The 18,074-nt window shown below is 34.1% G+C and carries 19 protein-coding genes; 2 read left to right on the top strand and 17 right to left on the bottom strand.

Features of this window, described 5'->3' with window-relative positions; translation table 11 throughout:
* Positions 1–30: 30 nt before the first annotated feature.
* The 13 genes from ABJF08_RS00900 to ABJF08_RS00840 form a co-directional block, all read right to left on the bottom strand.
* Entirely contained in the window at positions 31–597 is a 567-nt protein-coding gene (locus ABJF08_RS00900; protein ID WP_348114168.1) for a hypothetical protein, read from the bottom strand.
* On the bottom strand, positions 584–1,084 hold the full coding sequence (locus ABJF08_RS00895; protein ID WP_348114167.1) for an RNA polymerase sigma factor: 501 nt from the start codon (positions 1,082–1,084) through the stop codon (positions 584–586). Before ABJF08_RS00895 ends, ABJF08_RS00900 begins: the two co-directional genes overlap by 14 nt.
* Positions 1,084–1,926 (bottom strand): alpha/beta hydrolase, encoded by an 843-nt coding sequence (locus ABJF08_RS00890; RefSeq protein ID WP_348114166.1) that lies wholly within the window; start codon positions 1,924–1,926, stop codon positions 1,084–1,086. The genes ABJF08_RS00895 and ABJF08_RS00890 overlap by 1 nt, the downstream gene beginning before the upstream one ends.
* Before the next feature lie 177 nt (positions 1,927–2,103).
* Positions 2,104–2,979, bottom strand: a complete 876-nt coding sequence (gene atpG, locus ABJF08_RS00885) for an ATP synthase F1 subunit gamma (RefSeq protein ID WP_348114165.1) — start codon at positions 2,977–2,979, stop codon at positions 2,104–2,106.
* A 43-nt stretch (positions 2,980–3,022) separates the two neighbouring features.
* Complete coding sequence (locus ABJF08_RS00880; protein ID WP_348114164.1) at positions 3,023–3,358, bottom strand: four helix bundle protein; 336 nt, start codon at positions 3,356–3,358, stop codon at positions 3,023–3,025.
* Positions 3,359–3,417: 59 nt separating this feature from the next.
* On the bottom strand, positions 3,418–4,992 hold the full coding sequence (gene atpA, locus ABJF08_RS00875; protein ID WP_348114163.1) for a F0F1 ATP synthase subunit alpha: 1,575 nt from the start codon (positions 4,990–4,992) through the stop codon (positions 3,418–3,420).
* Positions 4,993–5,086: 94 nt separating this feature from the next.
* Positions 5,087–5,623, bottom strand: a complete 537-nt coding sequence (gene atpH, locus ABJF08_RS00870) for an ATP synthase F1 subunit delta (protein WP_348114162.1) — start codon at positions 5,621–5,623, stop codon at positions 5,087–5,089.
* Positions 5,624–5,628: 5 nt separating this feature from the next.
* Positions 5,629–6,123: a F0F1 ATP synthase subunit B gene (locus ABJF08_RS00865; RefSeq protein WP_104514167.1), complete on the bottom strand. Its 495-nt coding sequence runs from the start codon at positions 6,121–6,123 to the stop codon at positions 5,629–5,631.
* Positions 6,124–6,222: 99 nt separating this feature from the next.
* Positions 6,223–6,420 (bottom strand): ATP synthase F0 subunit C, encoded by a 198-nt coding sequence (gene atpE, locus ABJF08_RS00860; protein WP_104514168.1) that lies wholly within the window; start codon positions 6,418–6,420, stop codon positions 6,223–6,225.
* A gap of 31 nt (positions 6,421–6,451) precedes the next feature.
* Entirely contained in the window at positions 6,452–7,642 is a 1,191-nt protein-coding gene (gene atpB, locus ABJF08_RS00855; protein WP_348114161.1) for a F0F1 ATP synthase subunit A, read from the bottom strand.
* A gap of 124 nt (positions 7,643–7,766) precedes the next feature.
* Positions 7,767–8,132, bottom strand: a complete 366-nt coding sequence (locus ABJF08_RS00850; protein ID WP_348114160.1) for a hypothetical protein — start codon at positions 8,130–8,132, stop codon at positions 7,767–7,769.
* Positions 8,133–8,297: 165 nt separating this feature from the next.
* Positions 8,298–8,699, bottom strand: a complete 402-nt coding sequence (locus ABJF08_RS00845; protein WP_348114159.1) for a polymer-forming cytoskeletal protein — start codon at positions 8,697–8,699, stop codon at positions 8,298–8,300.
* 9 nt (positions 8,700–8,708) lie between these two features.
* Positions 8,709–11,318 (bottom strand): hypothetical protein, encoded by a 2,610-nt coding sequence (locus ABJF08_RS00840; RefSeq protein ID WP_348114158.1) that lies wholly within the window; start codon positions 11,316–11,318, stop codon positions 8,709–8,711.
* Between the two features lie 236 nt (positions 11,319–11,554).
* On the opposite strand from ABJF08_RS00840, the gene ABJF08_RS00835 reads away from it, so the two are divergent.
* Positions 11,555–15,013, top strand: a complete 3,459-nt coding sequence (locus tag ABJF08_RS00835) for a TraB/GumN family protein (protein ID WP_348114157.1) — start codon at positions 11,555–11,557, stop codon at positions 15,011–15,013.
* Positions 15,014–15,017: 4 nt separating this feature from the next.
* On the opposite strand, the gene ABJF08_RS00830 is transcribed toward ABJF08_RS00835, so the two are convergent.
* Positions 15,018–15,266 (bottom strand): hypothetical protein, encoded by a 249-nt coding sequence (locus ABJF08_RS00830; protein WP_348114156.1) that lies wholly within the window; start codon positions 15,264–15,266, stop codon positions 15,018–15,020.
* 14 nt (positions 15,267–15,280) lie between these two features.
* On the opposite strand from ABJF08_RS00830, the gene ABJF08_RS00825 reads away from it, so the two are divergent.
* Positions 15,281–15,433, top strand: a complete 153-nt coding sequence (locus tag ABJF08_RS00825) for a hypothetical protein (protein WP_348114155.1) — start codon at positions 15,281–15,283, stop codon at positions 15,431–15,433.
* A 76-nt stretch (positions 15,434–15,509) separates the two neighbouring features.
* On the opposite strand, the gene ABJF08_RS00820 is transcribed toward ABJF08_RS00825, so the two are convergent.
* From ABJF08_RS00820 to ABJF08_RS00810, 3 genes are all read right to left on the bottom strand, one after another.
* Positions 15,510–15,740, bottom strand: coding sequence for a hypothetical protein (locus ABJF08_RS00820; protein WP_348114154.1), 231 nt, complete (start codon positions 15,738–15,740; stop codon positions 15,510–15,512).
* A gap of 39 nt (positions 15,741–15,779) precedes the next feature.
* Complete coding sequence (locus ABJF08_RS00815; RefSeq protein WP_348114153.1) at positions 15,780–16,520, bottom strand: ABC transporter ATP-binding protein; 741 nt, start codon at positions 16,518–16,520, stop codon at positions 15,780–15,782.
* Positions 16,521–16,594: 74 nt separating this feature from the next.
* On the bottom strand, positions 16,595–18,073 hold the full coding sequence (locus tag ABJF08_RS00810; RefSeq protein ID WP_348114152.1) for a DUF5687 family protein: 1,479 nt from the start codon (positions 18,071–18,073) through the stop codon (positions 16,595–16,597).
* Position 18,074: the final 1 nt, after the last annotated feature.

Here is an 18,074-nt window from a genome sequence, read left to right as displayed (position 1 = left end):
ACTATTACCAACTAAACTCTTAATTACCTGCTAAGAGATAGAAATTTCTTTCTTTAATTTATTGAGAATAGCATATTCTTTTTTGATATGATATCTGATAAAAAGGATCATTGCTATTGCAATGGGAATACTAGAGATCCAAGTGTAATTGAACCAAAAGTCAGATAAGTTTTCTTTAAATGTAGGAATAAGGATTACAAACCCTACCCAGTATACAACAAGAATAATAGGAGTCAACACTTTGTGTAATATTAACCTAGAGTTGTAGTACTTTTCAATTGCGCTCTTATGATTGTGATAAGAATTATCTAGTGCTATTTGAGATAATTTTTGTGTAGAGATAAGCTCAGCAATTACTCGATAACCTATTGATCCTACCATTAAAAACAACCCTAGATAAAAGCTTACAGGCGCTGCATAACCCACCCAAATAAGATATGCAACAAGAACAGCAACCGTAGTGATTAAAACTGCGATAGTGATTCTATTTTTGTTTTTTAAGCGATTGACACGATTAGATATAGTGGATATTAGAGTTTCATCTATTGGTTGTTTATTCTGAGACCAAGAGTTTTGTATTTCTTCAAATGTTTTCATTGTTTACACATTTAGTTAGTTGTGCCTTAATACGATTTAATCGTGTTCTAAGAGCATTATGTTCTATTCCTATAATTAGAGCAATTTCTTTCTGAGGGATTCCTTCTAACTCAAGTAGAATAATCGATTGATTTTCTTTAGTTAATTTATAAATACAAGAGTAAAGACTTTTAAACTGCTGTTCTTTATAAATTGATTCAGTATCGGTAGTTACTTTATCTAATGTTTCTATAGAGGTTTTAATATATTTCTGGTGAGTACGTAATTGTTGTAAACAGGTATTTACTGTTATACGGTATAGCCATGTAGATCTTTGTGAACCACCTTTGAAACTATCCCAATGCTGCCACACTTTGATAAATACCTCTTGCAGCAAATCTTTTGCTAGATGCTCGTCACCTTGAACATACCCCATGCATAGTCGCAGCACTTTGTTATACTGCTCTCGATACAGCTTTTCAAAATCTATTTTAGAATTTTTATTCATTAGACTAATATAAGTTGGAGTTGCTCTTGAAACCAGATAGGAGAATCTAACATTATAAAGTGCATCGCATCCTTATTAACAATTAAATTATAACTGCTTAGATTTTTATATTGGTTTTTATAAGTTTGAGTTGCTCCTTCTACTCCATATAATTTACCTGCTCCAAGAATAGTAACTGGTACAGTGATCTTGTTTAATAGAGGTCTCACATCTAGTTTTAAATAATCTGTAAAACCATATACATAGGTTTTGCGATCACAATTAAGTATGCTCTCCTTAATTTCCAGTTGGTGTTGAGAAGAAGTGACCATTCCTTGTGACATACCCATAGCCATTTGCTCAAAGGCAGCATCTTCCGTAGACAGCATGTTTTGATTATAAGGACTGTCATACATCATGCTTTCTGGTGAGAAGTTAGGAAACATTAATGCACCTGTGCATGGCAACCCATCTATTATGATAATTTCTTTAATTTTTAAATCTGACTGAGAGGCGAGCCATGTTGCTATAGTACCGCCCATGCTATGGCCTACTATTACCAGTTGATCATTATCAATGGAATTTACATAGGTTTTTAAATCTTCTAATATGGTAGGCAACCAAGGGAAATCTATAGGCTCCACTTTTCCAAAACCAGCATAGTCAATGACATGACATTGGTTTAATTTAGAAAATTGATTTACTGTAGCATCCCATACAGATGCGTTACTTGCAAATCCAGGAAGAAACAATACTGGATTACCACTACCAGTAACGGTAGGGTTTATACTCTCTAATTGTCCACTAACTAGTTGAACAAATAATAAAACAGCGATGAATAATGGTTTAAATAAAAATTTCATGGTTGGTATTTTAATGATTTATTCTTTAGATACAAAATCACCAAAATGTTACATGAAAATCTAAATTATTTGATTATTTAAAATCAAGACCACTAAAAAACCCTTTCAGAATTACATTCTGAAAGGGTTTAATTATATTACTCCTATTATGGAGATTCCTGCTTTCGCAAGAATTAATTAGTTATTCAATGCTTCAGCACCACCTACGATTTCAAGGATCTCGTTAGTAATCGCCGCCTGACGTGCTTTGTTATACGTTAGTTTTAATTGATCTCTCAATTCCGTAGCATTATCTGTTGCTTTGTGCATAGCTGTCATACGCGCACCGTGCTCACTAGCCCAAGAATCACGCACTCCTTTGTACAATTGCATTTTTAATGACTTAGGAATTAACTCTTCAATGATTTCTTCCTTAGAAGGCTCAAAAATGTAGTCCAGTTCCTTTTGTTCTTGTATTGCTTCTTCATCTTTAGCCACAGGCTTAAGAGGTAAGAAATCTTCAGTTCTTACTATTTGCGTAGCAGCATTTTTAAAACTGTTATAAACAATAACGATTTTATCAAATTCTCCTGTAACAAATAAATCCATCAACTCTTCGGCGATTACGGCAACATTATCATAAGATATGTCATCAAATAAATCACTTTTATTAGATTGAACAGGAGACGCTTTACTTACAAAATCATTTGCTTTTTTTCCTATAGCCATATAAGAAACTGCAACACCATTTAATTCTTCCTGATTTAAACGAGTCAGTTCTTTAATGATGTTAGAGTTAAAAGCACCTGCAAGACCACGGTTAGAAGTAATAGCAACTACTAGCGCTTTTTTTACCTCACGTTGTTCTGCAAATTTACTTCCTGCATCTCCTTCCATAGTCGCACTAAGACTTTGAAGAATTTCAGTAAGCTTATCAGAATAAGGACGCATAGCTGTAATGGCATCTTGTGCCTTTTTAAGCTTTGCCGCACTCACCATCTTCATTGCAGAGGTAATCTGCATAGTAGATGATACTGACGATATTCTGTTTCTTATTTCCTTTAAATTGGCCATGATTTACTTATGACTTATGACTTATGAGTTATGAGAAGTAGAGTTATGAATTTTTGATAATAGTTACCAGCATTCTCATTATTTCATCGACTTCTTTTAAAAGTTCTTTAGGAACTTCTTTAATCTCTAAATCTATTAATTGTAACCAGTACTCAGTTTCATCAGCCTCTTTGAGCGAGATTCCGAGTTTATTTTTAAAATCTTTAGTACTTACTCCACGTTGTGCTTCTCTTACGTTTGCACCTATAGATGTACCACTTCTTAATAGTTGTCTAGCGATTTCATAGTGTCTTTCTTCTTTTAAAACAGTTGTAAATCTTACGATCGCACAAGCAAAATTAAAAGTCCTATTTCTAATAACACTATTTTCTAGACCCATAATACCATATCATAAGTCTGAAGTCATAAGTCTTAACTCACAACTTCAGACCGTATGTATTAATATCTACTAGAAAGATCTTTTGCTACTGCAGTAAGTGTATCAATCACCTCGTCAGTAAGCTTTCCAGATTTAAGAGTATCTAGAGTGCCTCTATGCTTTGCATTAAGAAGTTCTAGGTAATCTCTTTCAAATTCTTTTACTTTCTCAATAGGCACATTTCTTAACAAGTTCTTAGAACCTGCATAGATAATTGCTATTTGATTTTCAACAGGGTAAGGGTTGTTTTGACCTTGTTTAAGGATCTCTACGTTTCTCTTACCTTTTTCGATAATACTTAAAGTAGCTGCATCTAGATCAGAACCAAATTTTGCAAATGCTTCTAATTCACGATAAGCTGCTTGATCTAGTTTTAAAGTACCAGATACTTTTTTCATCGATTTTATTTGTGCGTTACCACCCACACGAGATACAGAGATACCTACGTTAATTGCTGGACGTACACCAGAGTTAAACAAATCACCATCTAGGAAAATCTGTCCATCTGTAATAGAAATAACGTTAGTTGGGATATATGCAGATACATCACCAGCTTGCGTTTCAATAATAGGAAGTGCAGTAAGAGATCCACCACCCTTTACGATAGGCTTTAAACTCTCTGGCAAATCGTTCATATTAGCAGCAATTTCATCATTATTGATAACCTTTGCAGCACGCTCTAATAATCTAGAGTGTAAGAAGAATACATCTCCAGGATACGCCTCACGTCCTGGTGGACGACGTAGTAAAAGAGATACCTCACGGTAAGCAACAGCTTGCTTTGATAAATCATCATAGATGATAAGTGCAGGACGACCAGTATCACGGAAATACTCACCTATCGCTGCTCCAGCAAATGGTGCATATACTTGCATAGGTGCAGGATCAGATGCATTTGCAGCAACTATAGTTGTATAAGCAAGTGCTCCAGCCTCTTCAAGTACTTTAGAAATAAGAGCTACGTTAGACGCTTTCTGTCCTATCGCAACATATATACAATATACTGGTTCCCCAGCATCATAAAATTCTTTTTGGTTTATAATCGTATCGATACAAACGGTAGATTTACCAGTCTGACGGTCACCGATTACTAGCTCACGCTGTCCACGACCTACAGGAATCATCGCATCAATAGACTTGATACCAGTTTGCATAGGTTCTGTAACAGGCTCACGATATACTACTCCAGGTGCTTTACGCTCAAGAGGCATCTCATAAAGATCACCTTCTATAGGACCTTTACCATCGATAGGTTCTCCTAGTGTATTAACTACACGACCTACGATTCCTTCACCCACTTTAAGAGAAGCAATACGCTCAGTACGTTTTACAGTATCACCTTCTTTGATACTTGTAGATTTACCTAGAAGTACAACACCTACGTTATCTTCTTCAAGGTTAAGAACGATTCCTTCTAGTCCACTTTCAAAAGAAACAAGTTCTCCATATTGTGCGTTAGAAAGACCGTAAACACGTGCGATACCATCACCTACGGTAAGTACGGTTCCCACTTCATCAAGAGATGCAGTTGCATCAAAACCTGATAATTGTTGCTTAAGTATTGCAGATACTTCTGCTGGATTTACTTCTGCCATGTTCTTATTTTTATACTTGTTTCAATGATCTTTTTACAGATCGTATTGTTTTTTATGATATCGCTTTCGCGAAAGCGGAAACCCTTAAAACTTACTAGTTAGTAGCAAATGTTCTTTTAAGTTCACCAAATTTATTATGTACACTTGCGTTAATCTCTCTATCTCCTACTCTAAGGATAAAACCTCCTAATATAGATGGGTCGATAACTTTCTCAAGCGTTACTTCTTTCCCTGCAAGTTCCTTAGCCTTAGCAAGTACTTTCTTCTCTAGATCTGCACTGATCTCTACCGCAGTAGTTACCGTTGCTATCTCACGTTTATTCATTTCTTCAAAACGTAATATGTAACTTGTTGCAACGTCTAGAAGTATATCAGTACGTTTGTTTCTTACAAGGAGATCAAAAGTGCTCATAGTAATAGCGCCAGTATCTTTAAATACCTGACGTAAACCATCTCTTTTTTGAACATCTTTTACGATAGGACTCACTAAAAAGTTACGTAATTCCTTGTTTTTAGAAACAGTCACAAGGATGCTTTTCATATCTTCATTAACAGCAGCAGCCTCATTCTTATCTACAGCTAGTGATAGAATGGCTTTTGAGTAACGTGATGCAGCTCTTGATAATTTCATAGTTTCTAAATATTTGCTTCAGCAAGCATTTTATCGATAAGTGCTAATTGTGCGTCTTTTTCAGAAAGCTCTTTACGAGTTACTTTCTCAGCAATGTCTAAAGAAAGATCAGCAACTTGAGATTTAATATCTGCAAGGGCAGCTTTTTTCTCAGATTCTATAGCTTCTTGAGCACTAGCAATAATCTTATCTGCTTTTTCTTGAGCCTGACCAGCAGCATCTGCTATCATTTGCTCTTTAATTTCACGTGCATCTTTAAGCATCTCGTCTCTTTGAGCACGAGCGTCTTGAGCAGCAGCTTCATTAGAAGCTTCTAATCTTGCCATTTCTAGCTTTGCATTTTCAGCAGCTTTAAGAGCGCTTTCAATACCTTCTTCACGCTCACTTAAAGCGCTAAGAATAGGTTTCCAGGCAAATTTACCTAGCAATACAATAAGAATGATCAAAATGATCGCTTGCATAAAAAACAAGCCAGGTGAAAAATCTTCTAATAAATTCATTATTCTACTTTAAAATACTAATTTTTAATTTTTAAAAACACTACCTGTAACCAACCGTTACAGGTAAGTGTTCTTTTTGTAAAATGTTATCGTTAGATATTAACTACCTAAGATAAGTGCTCCAAATGCAAGCCCTTCAAGAAGTGCTCCAATGATGATCATTGCTGTTTGGATTTTTCCTGCTGCTTCTGGCTGACGAGCAATAGCTTCCATTGCTTTTCCACCAATTTGACCAAGACCAAGACCTCCACCGATTACGATAAGACCTGCACCAACTAAATTAAGAGTTCCCTCCATGATTATTGAAATTAAAAATTAAACAAAAAAATTAAATAAAACGCTCTCTTACTTCATCTACATCATCTTCTTCCGTACCTGCATGCTCATGATGATCATGCTCTGCAACTGCCATACCTATAAATAGTGATGACAACATAGTAAAGATAAACGCTTGTAGAAAAGCAACTAATACTTCTATTACTGATATAAATAAAGTAAGTACAACAGATAACCCTGTAGAACCTACTGCTCCAAACTGAGCTTTAAGTGTAATCATTAATGCGATAAGACTCATCACAACAAAGTGACCTGCAGTTATGTTTGCAAAAAGACGTATCAATAGTGAAAATGGTTTTGTAAAAATCCCTAATAATTCGATAGGAATTAAAACGATCTTCATTAAAACTGGCACATCTGGCATCCAGAAAATGTGCTTCCAGTAATCTTTGTTTGCACTAAATTGTACAATAAAGAAAGTAAATAAAGCTAAACAAGAAGTAATAGCAATCTGACCTGTAATGTTAAAACCAAATGGAGTAAGACCTAAAAGGTTAGAAATCCAGATTAAGAAAAATACCGTTAATAAATAAGGCATGAATTTTTTATACTTGTTCTCTCCTATGTTAGGACGAGCGATCTCATCTCTTACATAAAGAACTAAAGGTTCTAAAACGCGACCTACACCAGTAGGGATGTTTTTAGTTTTATACTGTCTAGCTAAAGAAAAGAATAATAAAAAGATTATTAAACCTACCGCCAGTAAACCAAAAACAGATTTAGTAATAGAAAAATCAAATACTTTATGAGCATTTGTTGGATGGTGATCATCATCATAACTTACAGCTGCAGCACCAGATTCTAATTCATAAATCTTACTGTGTAGTTTAAAGAATGTAGCATCACCTTCTTTTACAAGAACCTGTGCATTATCATCATGATGAAATTTTGATGATAAGAAAAATTTAGGACCTGCACTAGACCATATCATAACTGGTAAAGGGAAACCTATGTGCTTGCGCTCATTTGCATCATTTGTGTAAGAAAATAAATGAAAATCGTGAGAGTCTTGTAAGTGATGTTCTATATAAGACTTGATCTCTTCTTTTGTATTCACTTTTCCACCATCGGCAACCACCTGTTCATGATGATCAACATCACCATGGTTATCCTGTGCTTGTGCTGTTGCAAAAGCTGTTAGGATTAAAGCAAAAAAAGCTGTTTTTAAGTACGCTGTAAACATGTAAATCACCTTAAAAAGTTAGGTCTTTTAATTCGGCTGCAAATGTATGACAAAAAAACGTGTAAAAACATAGCTTTTAAAAGTTAATTTTTTCATGTTTTTTAAAGAGGTTTTTAACCGCCAATTAATTCTTATTAAGCCACTTAATAACAATTGCCGCTTCCATAAATAAAAAGATAAAGTATGGTGCTAGAAAGCCTAGTAACTCTACCTTAGATAATTTAGGATCATCACTCAATAATTCAGGGAATAAAAGAAACACTACACCAAACTTTACAAACACTAGAGCTAAGAATGAAAAGCCTAATTTATCTGGCACTAAACCAAAAACATATTTTAACGCACTTACCGTTATAAATGTCGCTGCACCTAAAAATGAATAGGTTTTAATTAAAGAAATCGCAGGGTCCTCTACTATTAGGTAATGTGCACCATAAAAAACGGCCGTTAATAGTAAGACTACAAGAAATGTTTTAAGATAAAAATTCACTGGATGATTTTAAGGTAAATAATAGTATGGCTTTAATATGCAACAAAGAAAACCCTAAAACTGGTGATGACTACCATCTCTAGTATAAATTTTAATTGCCGACTATACGATAGTAATTAACTACAGGTAGTAATCGTTACCACATAAACATTGAGCAAAGAATATCTAAGCTGTTTTACCTCTTTTTCCAGCGGTAATAGATTTTACAGGTGCATCCATTTTACAACTTGCATTAAATGTAGCGCCAGGTTCTACAGCCAGTTTTTGAGTAGAAACATCTCCTTGAATATTTGCAGTAGACTTTAAGGTAAGAAGACCGTTAACCACTAATGTTCCAGAAAAGACTCCTTCTACGTCTGCATTTGTGCACTCTAGAGTACCATCTATTTTACCATCCTTACCTATAACTACTTTACCAGGTGTTTTAAGCGTACCGTTTATAACGCCATCTATTCTAAAACCTCCATCACTTACTACATCGCCATTGATTGTTGTTCCATGACCTATTCTATTTTGTGATTTACCTGCTTCCATAGAAGATTTCTTATTTTTTTTATCGTTAAACATATGATTGCATTAAAGCATTTCTTTCTGGTACTTATCTAGATTCTTATAGACTTGAATAATCTTATAATTTTCTGACGCTATAGCAAAGAATGGTTTTGATATGTTATAGTTGTTCTCTGGTTTTGCCATAAGATCACCTAGACCTCTTGCGCCTAGTTTTGAGTTTAAACCATGAATCACTACTAACTTCTCGTCCTTATTATAAACATCTATAGAAACTCTAAAGTTATAATTTTCATTTTTAAATACCTCTAACAACTTGTTCTTTAGATTTTCCATTGCTGCGGTGTCTGTATTACCGAATCTATAAACCAGCTTAAAGTCCTTCAAATTATCTTCTGGTTGGAAAGCCTCGGCAATTTTAATAGTTTCAGCATCTGAGGCTAGTTTTTGAGCACTTTTACCTACTTCTGTATTTGGGAAATTTAAGGCTACATAGTCCAGACCTTTTTTATATTCTTCAAAACCATAAAGTCTCCCAGCTGCAAATGCTTTTAATAGTTCTAGACGCGGTACTATATCATCACCACTAAAAAGATTTGAATACCTCTCTGCACTAGAAATAACTACTTCATAATTCTCTTTTTCATATTCCTTATAAAGTCTATTATAAACTGCTAGTGGACTTGCACTATCATCCAGTTTTGCTTCGGGATTCCTTAATATTTGAGCATATCGTGTATCTGGATAGTTAGATATGATTTTGTTTTTTAACTGTTCCGCTTTCGCGAAAGCGTCACTACTATCATCTTCTTTATAAATTAAATACAAGTTATAAAGTGCTGGCAGCAATAATTTCTCTTCAGGATCATGAGTTAATAAGGTGTCAAAACGGTTAATAGCAAGATCATTACGCTTAAACTTCTCCTTATATATAACTCCCAATTGATAGTAAGCAAAATCTCTAGATTGAGTGATGCTGTCTAGCACGATTTTACCTTCTGGTAATGTGCTGGTATAGAATTCTGTTTTAAATTCTGGTCTTACCTCTTCAATCACCTCAGCAACCTCATCTATCACTTCGGTCTCTAGTTCTTCTTTTTTGTTTTTACGTCTCCAGTTATCTTTAAGATCACGTTTACCCCATTTTCCTCTAAAGTCTACCTTACCGCGGGCTACAGTTTGTTGGTTATAAAAATAGAAAGAACTGCCACTGTTATTTGTAGCACCTATCGATGCTCCAGGTGCACCAAATGACGGACCTGTACTACTACGATTTGTAACGTTTTTTATAGCCTGAAATGCATTCTGATTTTGCGCTTCTTTCGCAGCCTCTACCTCAGCAGCTTTTGCTATGCGTTTCTCTTCTGCCTTAAGAGCGTCTATGTGTTCTTGATAATATACTGCTTGCTCTTGTGGTGTCATTGCTAGCACCTTAAAGATACTGTCTGCACTGCGACGTCTACCTTCATAGAAAATAACGTCTTCTAGATTGTTCCTTTTTTTAGTAACTAGTCTATGTTCCTTTGTACGCTCTACATAATTTGCAACAGCACTATCATAATATTTACCTGCGTTTACAAACTTAGACTCATCAAAACTGATTTTACCCAAAGCAGAATAATTGTTACCTCGTAAGTATCTGTCCTGACCATTTCTTGCACGTAAGGATTTATTATAATATTCCTTTGCCCCTTCTATACTGTCTTCATTCTCATAATAAATTGCTTTACGTGAATAAATAGCATCTAACCATGGTCTGTTTTCTCTATTCTCTTCTAGATCTGTTATTGTTTCTAGTAATTCTCCCTTAGAATCTTGCGACTCATCAAAGTTTTTTATTTTTTCGATGTAAGCGTTGATATAATAACGACGTGGGATCTTGCGATGCATGTCTATAATCTCATCATAATGTGCAAATGCACTATCGCGCTGCCCTTGTTTTGCAAAAAGCTGTGCTGTTATGAATTTATATCTCGCTTGTGTTTCTCTATTTTTAGTCTGTTGCTCTGCGCGATTCATATAGATCAGTGCACTGTCTACTTGCTCTATATTTAAAAAAGCTTGGGATAAAGTAGCGTTTGCAATAGCGAGATCTTCTTCTTCTATGTCGCCTTTTTCTTCCTTAAGTAGTTTACTTAGATTTTTAATTGCTATTTCATTATTATCCAGCCTCATATGTGTTCTCTCACGCCATACCTTAGCCTGATTGATCTGGTCGCTCTCTGGCATAAATTGCAATATGTAATTAAATGCCTCTAACGCAGGTACAAAACGCTGGTCATAATATCTGGCCTTACCTAATAGCATATAAGCCTCGTCCACTTGTGGATTATACTCTGTCTCATTGATAAGCATGGAGTGCTTTTGCACTGCTTTTACCGCCTTTTCTTCGGCACGTTCAAAGTTGGGATCTGCTGGTTTTTCACCTGGTAAGAATACTTGATCCTTTAAAGTCATGCGTTCTACAGGAAGAATGTCCCAGTAATTATCTTTATAAGTTTGTTCTAGTCCATCGAGACCAGCCTGTAAAGCAAGATTACCGTTATAAAGAACATTATACTCTGTCCCGACAGCATGAAGATTACGACTTATAAAAGAATTCTTTTTCCTACTACAGCCGGTAATAATAGCTATGAGTAGAAATGCGATACAAATATTGTAGAAAAACTGTTTCAAAAAATAGGTTTTAAACTAACGTCCATAACTCCAAATACCGCGTTGATATTGTGAAAGATGGTAAAAATAAGGATTTTTTACTATCTGTCATGTTTAGATCTTGCATCTAATTAATTTTATAGAAATGTGAATATAAAAACAGATTGTTAAACGTTTGATTTCAAAATGTCTTTGTCCTACTTTTAGACATCTATATAGGTATCATTTTTGATAGCTCATTTACTTTATCATCTTATATGAAATATTATCTTTTATTTATAACAGTCGTTTTATTTTCTTTCTTCTCAAAATCACAGACAGATAATAGCCTGTTATGGGAAATTACCGGTAATGGTCTAGAAAAACCGTCGTACTTATACGGCACCATGCATGTAAGCAGTAAGGTCGCTTTTAGACTAGATGACGTGTTTTTTACTTCTTTAAATAATGTAGATGCTGTAGCTCTAGAATCTGACCCAACACAATGGATGGGAGAATATTATAAAGAACAAATACTCTCAGTTCAAAACCCATCCATGTCTTATAGGTCTTCTTTTTACAAAAGTATATTTAAACTAGAGCATCCAGATCCTCAAATGGTTAGATCTAGTATAAGAATGAATGACAGAGCATTGAATGGTTATTTATATCGTAAAAGTAGCGAGTCAGATAACTTTGAAGAAGAGACTTATCTAGACATGTTTATTTTTCAGGCGGGAAAAAAGGCTGGAAAACCCATAATAAGTCTAGAAGATTTTAAAGAGTCTCAATACCTCACCTCAAAAGCTGCGACTAATCCTGGAAAAAAAGATATTGATACATGGTTGTTAGAACGTCTAGAAAAAGAAAATCGCTATGACATACAAGAAAATGTATATCGAGATCGCAATATTTCTCTACTAGATTCTATAGGCGCCGCGACTAATACAGAGTATTATAGAAAGAATATGCTTTATGATCGCAATGAGAACATGGTACAGGTTATGGATTCTATCATGAGCTCAAAATCAATATTTGCAGGTGTAGGCGCTGCACATTTACCTGGTAAAAAAGGGATGATACAAATGCTGCAACGTAAAGGCTATACTGTAAAAGCATTAACCTCTAAACAAACTGAGCTAGCTAAAAGAGAGAAGAAAAATCTAGACGAGAGTTTTGTTGCTCCTACGCTTTCGCGAAAGCGTACTCCTGATCAATCCATTTCTTTAAATACATTTGATAACCTGCGCGAATTTAGCATCAGTAATCAGGCATTTTATATGATGCCAGAGATGACTAATGGTGCGTTCTTAACTATTTCTAGAATAAACACTCTCGATTATTTACATACAGATAAAAAAATAATTGATTTAGAATTTTTAAACAATGTTCTTTTTGAAGATATACCAGGAGAAATTATTGAAAAAATAGAATTTACTTCTCCTTACCCAGGATATTCCATACTCAATAAAACTAAAAAAGGCGATTACCAGAAATATCATATTTATAAAACACCACTAGAACTGGTCGTTATAAAATTGGGTGGTAAACTGGATTATGTAAAACGCTATGAGAAGTCCATATTTGACTCTATCACCTTATCACCTGTCAGTAAAAAGTTAAAAAAGTTTATTGCGCCTTACAACAAGTATGAGGTTCTATTTCCTGAACATATAGTAGGTACCAATATCGATAACCCTGGTAAAACATTTTTACAAGGAACTGATGGAGACTCGTTTTATTTTCTGCAAGAATCTCCCGTTTTTGATACCGATTATATCGAAGAAGATAAATTTGAAGCACAGTTTATAATAGATGAATTTCTAGAAGATCTAGATTATAAGAAAGAGAGTGGCTCCATAGAAAAAACACCTTATTACAGTTATCGTGCGACGGCTGTTATGGATACTGTTACCGACTCTAAAATTCAACTTAAAGCCGTAGTAAAAGATGGCAGTTACTATTTATTAGGATACACAGGAACTAATCAAAAAAATGCTGATGCTTTTCTCAACTCTCTATCTTTTAATAAAATCGATTATAAAGAATTTAAAACCGTACAAGACACCGCTTTATTCTTTAACGTTAAAAGCCCAGTTAAAGCTCCTACTGTTAGAAACAGATACTCTCGTGATGAGATTAAACCTTATGAAGCGAGTAAGAAAACAACTTACTATACCACAGCTGCAAATGAGCAAATAGAGGTGAAAATGGAAAAGTTTCATGATTTACAAATGTTTCATAAAGCTGAAGATTTATGGAAAGAAGTAGATACAGAAGACTGGTCTACCATGAAGTTATATCGCAATAACATGCGTGCAAAAAACAAGAAAAAAACTCAAAAGGACAGTCTCTTTACTTATGAAAGAGTTTTTAAAGACAGTCTTAGTGCTAAGCACATACTAGCAAAAAGCATGTATTATAAAGGACGCGTCTATCATCTTAAAACGGTAATAGATAGCACAGCACAAACATCTCCATTTGTTAGCCAATTTTACGACAGCTTTACACCTAGCGACACCTTATTAGGTAAAGATGTTTTTAGCGATAAAACAGCAATATTCTTTAAAAATGTGGCTGCAAAAGATACCATAGTTTTTGAAGCAAGTGGAAAGATAAAATTTAAGACAAAGGATATCCCACAGATGATTAATTTAATCAATACGGTAGATATAAATGACAAGAGTCTTAAAGATATTAAAGAATACACTCTAGGAGAATTAATGAAGTTAGAGGATTCAAGAGTACTTCCATACATCACAAATTTATACGAGACTTCTTATAATGACCCTGATGTACAACTTATTATACTTAAAGAATTATTAAGAAATAAAACTACTACAGATCATGATAAGGTACTGGAGTTACTAGAAAAAGATCTTCCTTTAAAACAGTCTGGCATCTCTAGTGCTTTAAATAGATATGAAGATTCTTTAAAATTATCTTCTAGATTATTTCCAGACTTACTTACCTATGCGTCTATAAGTGAATACAAAGAACCTGTTTATGAGCTACTAGCACGAGTAAAAGATTCTAATTATGTAAAAAAGAAGGTCTATAAAAAGTATCGTAAACAAATCATTACAGATGGAAAAATAGAGATTAAAAGAACATTGAGTGCTCGCAAATCCAGTTATAGTTATAACTCAAATGGCTTGCTTACTAGTTATGTGAAATTGATTTTTCCATTTAGAAAAGATAAAAACGCCCAAGACTTTTTTATTAAATTATTAGATAGCGGTAAAAAAGAAGCCCTAGCAGAGTATTTTACTCTATTAAAACAGAATGAAGAATCTATACCACTGCGATTACAAGATCTTATAGAAGAAGATAATTCTCTTAAAGCGCAAGTAGTTATCACTGCTTCTAAGAGAGATGTAACGCTCTCTCCACAAGTAACTCAAGAAGAACTAGCAAGGAGTATTGCACTTACTGCAAAGTTGTTTGATAAGAATGAAGAACAACTCAGTCTTATAGAAAAGAAAGTGATTACTACAGACAAAGATGATAAAGTAGCCTTATACCTCTTTGAATTTAAAAAGAAAGGAAGTTACCAGGAGCAAACATATATCAGGTACGTGGCTTTTAAACTAGATCAAAAAAACAATCTAGTAACTAAAACTTATTCTAAATCTTACAGCAATGGTAAACGTTATGAAACAGATAAAGAAAAAGCAGATGCCATAAAAGAAATAGTAAAAGAACTAAAACACCAAGGCCGCTGGAGAGTACAATAAGAAATTACATCTTAAACGGCTTCTTAAAAAAGATAGACTTTAAACCGTACTCTCTACCATTTTCAGTTTCTTCTATGTGAGGTTTAGGCGCTACAACCATGGCTATACCTAATGGTATAAATGTAGTTAACATTCCAGGCTCCATTAATAACATAACTATATATCTAGAAATCAAGAATAATACAGTAAATGAAATACCGTAAATAAGGAATGATTTGATTTTAGGGCTCATATATTCTATTAGTTTATTCATTTAAATTCTTACTCTTGAACCAAACTATCTGTTTTCTTTCTCCATCTTCACTTCTTATCAACTTCACCTTTGAAGAAAAGACAGCTGTTAACAAAGAAGAAATTATGATGGACCACAACATGTTAAGATTAAATAGATACAAGCAAACAATTAGCGATACTGTATAAATTAGAATAGCTATTATTATCACAACTTTTTCAATCTGTTTTTGCAATAACCCCATAATATTTTCTTCAAAGATACCTACATCTTCATAACCTTCTTACCAAAAAGGAATTTAAGCCCATACTCTTTACCAGACTGCAATTGAGTAACATGAGGTCTGGGTGCAATTAACCAGGCTAATCCAAGAGGTAAAATTATTGTCATCACGTTAGGTTCTTCTATAAATTGCATCATTATAATTCTTAGTATCAGAAATGATGTAAGAAAAATAATCACGTGTATTCCTAACATTTTAAATCTTGGACTCATTTTAAATTATTTAAATTAGTATTGAAATTCAACAAAGTTTTACTCTTCCTCACCTATCGCTGCAGTAGGAGCATAACTCTCAGAGATCCCTTTAAAATAGCCTTCTAACTCTGCAAACGTTCCAGCTGTTTTTACTTTATCCATCACTACTTTACCTTTTTCTAATAAAACGACACGTTGTGCTACCTCAGTAACATGTTGTAAATCGTGACTAGAGACTAAAACAGTAGTATTAGGATCGTCAGCGAGGTTTTTAATGATTTTCTTTAACCTTATTTGAGTAGAAGGATCTAGGTTTGCAAACGGCTCATCGAGAATTATCACTTCAGGATTCCCTATTAAAGCAGCAACTATACCTACTTTCTTTTGGTTTCCTTTAGAAAGATCACGCAAGTATTTTTTCTGTCCTACTGCTTCACCATTAAAAAAGTCAGAATAAGAAGCAATCAGTGCGTCGATATCTGCTTTATTCTGCCCTCTTAATTCACCTATAAAGTAAAAATATTCTTCCGGCGTTAGATAACCTATCAAGAAACTTTCGTCTACAAAGGCACTCGTAAAAGGTTTCCAGTCTTCGCTCTCACTTACTTTAATATCATTGCTCAAAATATAACCAGTCGTAGGCTGGATCAAATCGAGTAACAAAGAAAATAAAGTTGTTTTTCCTGCACCGTTATTTCCTACTAGACCTATCGCTTGGCCTTTTTCAATTTTTAGCTCTTCTATATCTAGAACAGAAACGCCGTTATATACTTTTGAAAGGTTTGTTATTGAAATCATAATCTTGTTGTATTAAAAGTTGGTTATTATTCCGCTTTCGCGAAAGCGGAATCTAAACAGTCCTCACAGACCTGTTAATCCTTTTGAGCATAAGCAGCGATCGTGTCGTACTTCTCTGTTTTATAGATTTTTTCTATTAAAGTAAAGATCTTATTTCTAAACAATAGACCCAAAACCCCAGTTACTGCAATGGCTATAAAGCCATAGTTAGAACCTAGTGTCTCACCAAATAAGGCATAAATACCTACCGGTAAAAGCATTTTAGGAATAATCAATAAAAAGGTTTTTGCATTAAAGGCTTTAGAATCTCCAAAAGCTTTTTTAGAACTCATTAAATCTATAGGTGTTTTTACATAAGCACCGCCTAAAAGTACTACAGAGCTATTAAAACCTATGTTATAAGCTGCACCTGCTAGAATAGCAAACCACCAGTCCCAACCAAAGTATAAATAGAAAGTAGCTAATACCGTACTTACTGCAGTTGCTATAACCATTAACCACCATTTACTCATTAAAAAATCGCGGTAAGGAATGTTTTGCGACATCATGAGTTTATAGTAACTACTATCCCAAGACGGTACTAGACCACCAAAGCTGAATAAGAATCCACCTGTGGCAAATATTCCTGCAAATACTTTTCCGTAGTTACCAAACTGGCCCGACATGAAAAACAAACCATAGAAAACAATTAAGAAGCCCATTATAAAAGTCATCTTAGCTCTTTTATTACGTTTTATTAACTTGATGTCATTTTTTAAATAAGTAGAAATAGAGCCAAAACGATTTAAGAAACTCAAATCTTCTGTTGTAGCTTCTTTGGCTTTAGACTTAAGTCCTGTATCTAAATACAATTGCTTTAAAAAATAACCGTAAGCAAAGTAAGCTAAGGAAGCAGCAATTAATAATGGAATTACAAAACTCCATGGTTGATTATAAAAGAAGCTGAAAACAGGTTCTGTGTGCTGTGTAATGTCATAAATCTCATATCGCTGTAAAACACCTAGTCCTACCAGAATAACTAGCATAGGATAAAAAACTTTATCCATATTATTCATGAAAATATTTAAGAAATTGATGCTCAACGTTATAAAAACGGCAGCAAGATGCCAGCTTATAACACCTACTGGATTATAACCTTGTACTAACAATACTATACTGAATGGCACAAAAAAGAAAGCTGGTAGAATATTAAAAAATGACAGTAAAGTTTTACCTAATGCATACTTTACAATTTTACTTTTTGAAAATGGTAAATACAGTAATGGTCTTATGTTTGCAACAGGCATCTTTTGTAACATATAACGGTAACCTAAATCTGCAGTAAACCAGTAGATAAGAAACCTATTTACTACTTGAAAAGGGTCTGTCCCTGTAATTGCACCATCTTCTATCCCGTCTTCAATTAAAAAGAAACTACCTGCTCCTACTGCTGCAAATTCTAGAATCAATAACAATGCAAAAAATCCAAGAAAGATTTTAAAGGCTAGATTCTTTTTAAAAGCTGCACTTCTAAAAAAGCTTTTCCACTCTAGATTGATAAATTGTTTGATCATT

This window comes from Nonlabens sp. (assembly GCF_039941875.1).
Lineage (GTDB): Bacteria > Bacteroidota > Bacteroidia > Flavobacteriales > Flavobacteriaceae > Nonlabens.
Note: the sequence above shows the minus strand (reverse complement) of the source record. Positions and strands in the feature narration are given on the sequence as shown.

Coding starts and splice junctions, on each gene's coding strand:
- ABJF08_RS00900 (WP_348114168.1), bottom strand. CDS start 597: ATGAAAACATTTGAAGAAATACAAAACTCTTGGTCTCAGAATAAACAA.
- ABJF08_RS00895 (WP_348114167.1), bottom strand. CDS start 1,084: ATGAATAAAAATTCTAAAATAGATTTTGAAAAGCTGTATCGAGAGCAG.
- ABJF08_RS00890 (WP_348114166.1), bottom strand. CDS start 1,926: ATGAAATTTTTATTTAAACCATTATTCATCGCTGTTTTATTATTTGTT.
- atpG (WP_348114165.1), bottom strand. CDS start 2,979: ATGGCCAATTTAAAGGAAATAAGAAACAGAATATCGTCAGTATCATCT.
- ABJF08_RS00880 (WP_348114164.1), bottom strand. CDS start 3,358: ATGGGTCTAGAAAATAGTGTTATTAGAAATAGGACTTTTAATTTTGCT.
- atpA (WP_348114163.1), bottom strand. CDS start 4,992: ATGGCAGAAGTAAATCCAGCAGAAGTATCTGCAATACTTAAGCAACAA.
- atpH (WP_348114162.1), bottom strand. CDS start 5,623: ATGAAATTATCAAGAGCTGCATCACGTTACTCAAAAGCCATTCTATCA.
- ABJF08_RS00865 (WP_104514167.1), bottom strand. CDS start 6,123: ATGAATTTATTAGAAGATTTTTCACCTGGCTTGTTTTTTATGCAAGCG.
- atpE (WP_104514168.1), bottom strand. CDS start 6,420: ATGGAGGGAACTCTTAATTTAGTTGGTGCAGGTCTTATCGTAATCGGT.
- atpB (WP_348114161.1), bottom strand. CDS start 7,642: ATGTTTACAGCGTACTTAAAAACAGCTTTTTTTGCTTTAATCCTAACA.
- ABJF08_RS00845 (WP_348114159.1), bottom strand. CDS start 8,699: ATGTTTAACGATAAAAAAAATAAGAAATCTTCTATGGAAGCAGGTAAA.
- ABJF08_RS00835 (WP_348114157.1), top strand. CDS start 11,555: ATGAAATATTATCTTTTATTTATAACAGTCGTTTTATTTTCTTTCTTC.
- ABJF08_RS00830 (WP_348114156.1), bottom strand. CDS start 15,266: ATGAATAAACTAATAGAATATATGAGCCCTAAAATCAAATCATTCCTT.
- ABJF08_RS00820 (WP_348114154.1), bottom strand. CDS start 15,740: ATGAGTCCAAGATTTAAAATGTTAGGAATACACGTGATTATTTTTCTT.
- ABJF08_RS00815 (WP_348114153.1), bottom strand. CDS start 16,520: ATGATTTCAATAACAAACCTTTCAAAAGTATATAACGGCGTTTCTGTT.
- ABJF08_RS00810 (WP_348114152.1), bottom strand. CDS start 18,073: ATGATCAAACAATTTATCAATCTAGAGTGGAAAAGCTTTTTTAGAAGT.